Source organism: Microbacterium sp. BF1 (assembly GCF_019279095.1).
GTDB lineage: Bacteria > Actinomycetota > Actinomycetes > Actinomycetales > Microbacteriaceae > Microbacterium > Microbacterium maritypicum.
Genome location: NZ_JAGYWT010000127.1, coordinates 1 through 5,893 on the forward strand (window position 1 = coordinate 1; position 5,893 = coordinate 5,893).

At 67.8% G+C, this 5,893-nt stretch carries 6 protein-coding genes; 2 read left to right on the plus strand and 4 right to left on the minus strand.

What is annotated here, in order from left to right; translation table 11 throughout:
* Positions 1 to 111: 111 nt before the first annotated feature.
* Together KZA10_RS06525 and KZA10_RS06530 are read left to right on the plus strand one after the other, a co-directional pair.
* Positions 112 to 1,494: a PhoH family protein gene (locus KZA10_RS06525; protein ID WP_141386702.1), complete on the plus strand. Its 1,383-nt coding sequence runs from the start codon at positions 112 to 114 to the stop codon at positions 1,492 to 1,494.
* Between the two features lie 281 nt (positions 1,495 to 1,775).
* Positions 1,776 to 2,606: an endonuclease domain-containing protein gene (locus KZA10_RS06530; RefSeq protein WP_141386701.1), complete on the plus strand. Its 831-nt coding sequence runs from the start codon at positions 1,776 to 1,778 to the stop codon at positions 2,604 to 2,606.
* Positions 2,607 to 2,760: 154 nt separating this feature from the next.
* Here the strand turns inward: KZA10_RS06530 and KZA10_RS06535 are convergent, their stop codons facing one another.
* The 4 genes from KZA10_RS06535 to KZA10_RS06550 are packed head-to-tail and all read right to left on the minus strand — an operon-like array spanning position 2,761 to position 5,721.
* Positions 2,761 to 4,155 (minus strand): aspartate ammonia-lyase, encoded by a 1,395-nt coding sequence (locus KZA10_RS06535; protein ID WP_055864571.1) that lies wholly within the window; start codon positions 4,153 to 4,155, stop codon positions 2,761 to 2,763.
* The gene (locus KZA10_RS06540) at positions 4,152 to 4,841 is read right to left on the minus strand and encodes a carbonic anhydrase (RefSeq protein ID WP_017828705.1); all 690 of its coding nucleotides are present in this window, start codon (positions 4,839 to 4,841) and stop codon (positions 4,152 to 4,154) included. Before KZA10_RS06540 ends, KZA10_RS06535 begins: the two co-directional genes overlap by 4 nt.
* Positions 4,838 to 5,482, minus strand: coding sequence for a DUF4245 family protein (locus tag KZA10_RS06545; protein ID WP_218682459.1), 645 nt, complete (start codon positions 5,480 to 5,482; stop codon positions 4,838 to 4,840). The genes KZA10_RS06540 and KZA10_RS06545 overlap by 4 nt, the downstream gene beginning before the upstream one ends.
* Positions 5,479 to 5,721: an exodeoxyribonuclease VII small subunit gene (locus tag KZA10_RS06550; RefSeq protein ID WP_174799562.1), complete on the minus strand. Its 243-nt coding sequence runs from the start codon at positions 5,719 to 5,721 to the stop codon at positions 5,479 to 5,481. The genes KZA10_RS06545 and KZA10_RS06550 overlap by 4 nt, the downstream gene beginning before the upstream one ends.
* Between the last annotated feature and the right edge of the window lie 172 nt (positions 5,722 to 5,893).

Below are 5,893 nucleotides of genomic sequence, written 5' to 3' on the forward strand. Positions count from 1 at the left end.
CGTTCTAGGCATCGGGCAAGGCGCCCGTTCGAGTCGGCCTCAGGTTGACGACTCGTGACCCCCTGGTCGACTCGTTCGAATAACCGGGATTACCCGGGTCGGGAGTGGGTCGTGACCACACGTACAGCGCAGCAGGCCACAAGCACCGCGCAGCAGTCCACCCGTAAGACCACGAGGCGAGCATCGTCCGCCGATCCGGATCAGGATCTGCGCACCTATGTCCTCGACACCTCGGTCCTGCTGAGCGATCCGCAGGCGTTCTTCCGGTTTGCCGAGCACTCGGTCGTCCTCCCCGTCGTCGTGATCACCGAGCTCGAGGGCAAACGGCACGATCCGGAGATCGGCTACTTCGCGCGGCAGGCCCTTCGACACCTCGATGACCTGCGCATCGAGCACGGACGCCTGGATTTCCCGGTCGAGGTCGGTGAGGGCGGCACTCTCCGGGTCGAACTCGCGAACACCGACTCCTCGGTGCTCCCGGCCGGTATCCGCCTCAGCGACAACGACACCCGCATCCTCTCGGTCGCGATGCATCTCGCGCAGGACGGTCAGGACGTCACGATCGTCTCGAAGGACCTGCCGATGCGCGTGAAGGCTGCATCCCTGGGCCTGCGCGCCGAGGAGTACCTCGCCGAGCAGGCGGTGGACTCCGGGTGGACCGGGATCTCGACGCTCGACCTCTCCGGCGACGACATCAGCGACCTCTACGAGAGCGAGGTCGGCATCAGCGAGCAGGCTCGCGGCCTTCCGGTGAACACCGGACTGATCATCCACTCCGAGCGCGGCTCTGCGCTCGGTCGGGTGAGCGGAGACGGCGAGTACCGACTGGTGCGCGGAGACCGCGACATCTTCGGGATGCACGGCCGTTCGGCGGAGCAGCGCATCGCGATCGACCTGTTGCTCGATCAGGAGGTAGGCATCGTCTCCCTCGGCGGACGCGCCGGCACCGGCAAGTCGGCGCTCGCGCTCTGCGCAGGACTCGAGGCGGTTCTGGAGCGGCAGCAGCAGAAGAAGATCATCGTGTTCCGACCGTTGTTCGCGGTCGGCGGGCAGGAGCTCGGCTACCTCCCCGGTGACCAGGGCGAGAAGATGGGCCCGTGGGGGCAGGCGGTGTTCGACACGCTCGGCTCGGTCGTCTCGGGCAACGTGGTCGAGGAGGTGATCGAGCGTGGATTGCTCGAAGTGCTCCCGCTGACCCACATCCGTGGGCGCTCCCTGCACGACGCGTTCGTGATCGTCGACGAGGCCCAGTCTCTCGAGCGCAATGTGCTGCTGACGGTGCTGAGCCGCATGGGACAGAACTCGCGCGTGATCCTCACGCACGACGTCGGCCAACGCGACAACCTCCGCGTCGGCCGACACGACGGGATCGCCAGCGTGATCGAGACGCTGAAGGGACACGAGCTCTTCGGCCACGTGACCCTGACCCGCTCCGAGCGCTCGGCGATCGCAGCGCTCGTCACCGAGCTCCTGGAGGGTGGAGAGCTCAGCTGACGGCGCGAGACAGCGGGTGCCGCGAGGAACAGGTTCTCGCGGCATCCGCTGTCACATGTGCGGGGTGACTGTGCACAGCGGCCGGGCTCCGCTCGGATGCATGAGCCATGGCCGCTTGCAGGATCGTGCGTCCTCCCCGGCTCAGACATTCGTCGGTTCCTCATGCATCCGGACAGGGGGAGAAGGAGTATCGACCTGCACATCTGCGTGCTTCCAAGACCTGTCCACCAGTTGCGTCGGCGCGGCGGCGTCGCGGGGAGGTGCGCAGCCAGGATCGAGGGATGATCGACGTCGAATTCATCCTCGGACACCTCGGCGGGGTCGCGCGCGGAACGCGACTTCAGGCATTCGGCTGTTCGCGCTCGCGACTGGGGGCCGAGTGCACGGCAGGACGGCTCGTGCGGGTGCGGCCAGGCGTCTTCGCCTCAACGGGAGCGGCGTCGGAGGTGGTCGCCGCAGCGGCACACGGAGGCGCACTCACGTGTGGGAGCGCGTTGAGGCTCCGTGGAGTATGGACCCTCGAGGTCTCGAATGAGGTGCATGTCTGGATGGGGCTGGGTGGGCGACGGCATCACCCGAAGCCGTGCGCGTGCGTCGCTCACTTCACTCCCGGGCGTATGGACGTCGGGATCGCCCCGATCGAGGTCGCACTGGTGCATGCGTTCGGCTGCTACGGAGAGGAGTTCTTCTTCGCCGCGTTCGAGTCTGCGTGGAACAAGCGGATGCTGACGGCGGTGGCCCGCGCGAACGTCCGCGCGGCCCTTCCCTCGACAGCGCGCTGGCTCATCGATCTCGCACGCCCTGATGCGGAGAGCGGCCTGGAATCGGTGGTTCGGCTGAGGCTCCACCTGATCGGGGTCGCCGTGCGTACGCAGGTGATCATCGACGGTGTCGGACGCGTCGACTTCGTCATCGAGGGTCGAGTCATCCTGGAGGCAGACGGTCGGGAGAACCATGACGGACCGGCGAATCGCCACCGGGATCTCATGCGCGACGCCGTGGCCTCACGTCTCGGATTCGAGACGCTGCGTTTCGACTACGCGATGATCCTGCACTCCTGGGATGTGGTCGTGGCAGCGATCGCAGCGGCTCTCGGGCGGGCACGCGCCTGACCGTGACACCTGCATGAGTTCTTGCCGGATGCATGACTGCTCACCGTCATGCGCTCCGGCATCCGTGGCCAGGTCATGCATGTGAGCGGTGCCCAAGAACAGCGGATGCCGCGAGGAACGAGTCCTCGCGGCATCCGCTGTTTCGTGGGGGAACTCAGCCCGGGTGCGTCATCGACAGCAGGTCGAGCTTCTCGTCGAGCTGCTCGAGGGTGAGGTCGCCGCGCTCGACGTAGCCGAGGTCGATCACGGCGTCGCGCACCGTGATGCCCTTGGCGACCGAGTGCTTGGCGATCTTCGCCGCAGCCTCGTAGCCGATGAGCTTGTTCAGCGGCGTCACGATCGACGGGCTCATTCCCGCGAATGCGGCGGCGCGCTCGACGTTGGCCTGAAGGCCGTCGATCGTCTTGTCAGCGAGCACGCGCGAGGCGTTCGAGAGCAGACGGATCGACTCGAGCACGGCCGTGCCCATGACCGGGATGGCGACGTTCAGCTCGAAGGAGCCGGATGCGCCGGCCCAGGCGACCGTCGCGTCGTTGCCGATCACGCGTGCGCACACCATCAGCACGGCCTCGGGAACGACCGGGTTGACCTTGCCCGGCATGATCGAGGAACCAGGCTGCAGGTCGGGGATGTGCAGCTCGCCGAGACCCGTGTTGGGGCCGGAGCCCATCCAGCGCAGGTCGTTGTTGATCTTGGTCAGCGAGACCGCGATCGTGCGCAGCGCGCCGGAGGCCTCGACCAGTCCGTCACGGTTGGCCTGCGCCTCGAAGTGATCCTTGGCCTCGGTGATGGGCAGCTCGGTCTCTGCCGCGAGCAGCGCGATGACCTTCTGCGGGAAGCCGAGCGGGGTGTTGATGCCGGTGCCGACCGCGGTGCCGCCCAGCGGGACCTCGGCGACGCGGGGGAGGGCCGACTGCACGCGCTCGATGCCCAGGCGGATCTGACGGGCGTAGCCGCCGAACTCCTGGCCCAGGGTCACCGGGGTGGCATCCATCAGGTGGGTGCGGCCGGACTTGACGGCGTCCTTCCACAGCTCGGCCTTCGCCTCGAGGGCGACGGCGAGGTGGTCGAGCGCGGGGATGAGCGTGTCGATGAGGGCCTGGGTGACCGCGATGTGCACGGAGGTCGGGAACACATCGTTCGACGACTGCGAGGCGTTCACGTGGTCGTTGGGGTGGACGGTCGCGCCGAGGATGCGCGTCGCGAGCGTCGCCAGCACCTCGTTCATGTTCATGTTCGACGAGGTACCGGAGCCGGTCTGGTAGGTGTCGACCGGGAACTCGCCGTCGTGGTCTCCGGAGGCGACCTGGTCGGCGGCCTGGGCGATCGCATCGGCGATGGCACCGTCGAGAGTGCCGAGCTCCTTGTTGGCCAGCGCCGCGGCCTTCTTGATGCGGGCCAGGGCAGCGATCTGGGTCGATTCCAGTCCCTTGCCCGAGATCGGGAAGTTCTCCACGGCGCGCTGGGTCTGCGCTCCGTAGAGTGCGTTCACGGGCACCCGCACCTCGCCCATGGTGTCGTGCTCGATGCGGTAGTCCTGCTCGGTCATTCCGAACCCTCCTTGGTTGCGGGGTCAGTTCCCTCGGTGGTGACGCCGTCGGCGTCGATTCCGACCGTGATCACGGGCACCGCGGTGCCCTCGGCCAGACGGTAGTTGGCGCCGACGATGCCCAGGCGACCCGCGGACACGGCATCGCTGATGATCTCGGACGACTGCAGCAGATCACTCACGGTGTTGCGCAGATGCTCGATGCCGACCAGTTCCGAGTCGATCTCGGCGACAGTGGTCCCGCCGCTCTCGGCCAGCACCTTCCGCGCGGCGGGAACGATGGGGGCGATCAGCTTCCAGATGTGCGGGGGCAGGGGAGCGGCGTCGATCGCGGTGCCGTCGATCGCCGCACGCACGGCGCCGCAGGAGTCATGGGCGAGCACGACGATCAGCGGCACCTCGAGCACCGCGACGGCATACTCCAGGCTCGCGACGATCGATTCGCCGATCACCTGTCCGGCGTTGCGCACCACGAACAGGTCGCCGAGGCCGAGGTCGAAGATGATCTCGGCGGCGAGGCGCGAGTCGGAGCAGCCGAACAGGGTGGCGACCGGATGCTGCGCTGCCGTCAGATCCTTGCGACGGGCGACGTCTTGATTCGGGTGCCGGGGCTCGTCCTGCACGAAACGGCGGTTGCCGTCCTGCATCTGCTTCCAGGCGGCTGTGGGGGTCAACGGGTGCGTCATGGGGCCTCCGAGATGATGCGGATCTGCGGAATGAGGGATTCGGCGAGTTCGGCGCTCGAATCGGCCGAGCGCGAGCCGTAGAGCAGGATGTAGTCGTCGCCGGCCTGCGTGCCGATGGCATACGTCACGTTCGCGTTCGATTCGGCGTTTCCGGGCTTGTAGACGTCCCAGTCGAGGCCGCCGATGCGCACGGTGTCGGTCGGGGCGATGCCGTTCAGACGCTGCGGAGCCCAGGAGGAATCGGCGTCGAACGCCTGGGCCACCTTGATGAAGCCGCGCTCCGTGTCGGACTTCGGGGCCAGGGTGACCTCCCACACCACGGTGGCGCCACCCTGCATCTCGGCGCCGTTCGCACGCCAGAAGTCGCCGAGCTCCGGGATCAGCACGGGGCGTTCCATCGACGACTCCACGCCCTCGGCGACGGCGGCGACATCCAGCGGCTTCTGCTCGACCGGAGTGCCGCGAGGGACGGCGAAGATGATGACCGCGACCACGGCGACCGTGACCAGGAGAGCGGCCACGAGGTTTCGCACCGTCTGGCTCGACCGGTAGGCCTTGCTGAACGCGGCCTTGCGGGCGGCGGTCTCTTCCGGAGTCTCGGGGCGGCCGAGCTCGGCGATGATCGGGGGCTGCTTGCTCACGAGTCTCCTACCGGCGTCTCGACATCGGATGCCGCGGCGCGAGCCGCGTCGAGGCGGCGCTTGGCGCCCAGCAGCCACTCTTCGCAACGGGCGGCGAGAGCCTCACCACGTTCCCAGAGGGCGAGCGAGTTCTCGAGGGTCGGGGATCCCTGTTCGAGTTCGGCGACGACCTTGACGAGCTCGTCTCGAGCCGCCTCGAACGACAGCGTGTCCACAGGGGTGTCGTTCAGGGCGCTCACTCCTCCATCTTACGTCGTGTGCCGCGGGTGTCCGGCTCAGGCGTCTTCCGCGATCTCGCCCTCCGAGCGGGCGGTCAGCGAGCCCCGGTCGAGGGTGATCGTGAGCGTGCTTCCGGCCGGGGCATCGGCGGCGTCGCGCAGGATCACGCCCCCATCGAGGTGGGCGATCGCG

Bases quoted from the DNA above. Each gene is read 5' to 3' on its own strand.
- KZA10_RS06530 (WP_141386701.1), top strand. From the start codon at position 1,776: ATGATCGACGTCGAATTCATCCTCGGACACCTCGGCGGGGTCGCGCGC.
- KZA10_RS06535 (WP_055864571.1), bottom strand. From the start codon at position 4,155: ATGACCGAGCAGGACTACCGCATCGAGCACGACACCATGGGCGAGGTG.
- KZA10_RS06540 (WP_017828705.1), bottom strand. From the start codon at position 4,841: ATGACGCACCCGTTGACCCCCACAGCCGCCTGGAAGCAGATGCAGGAC.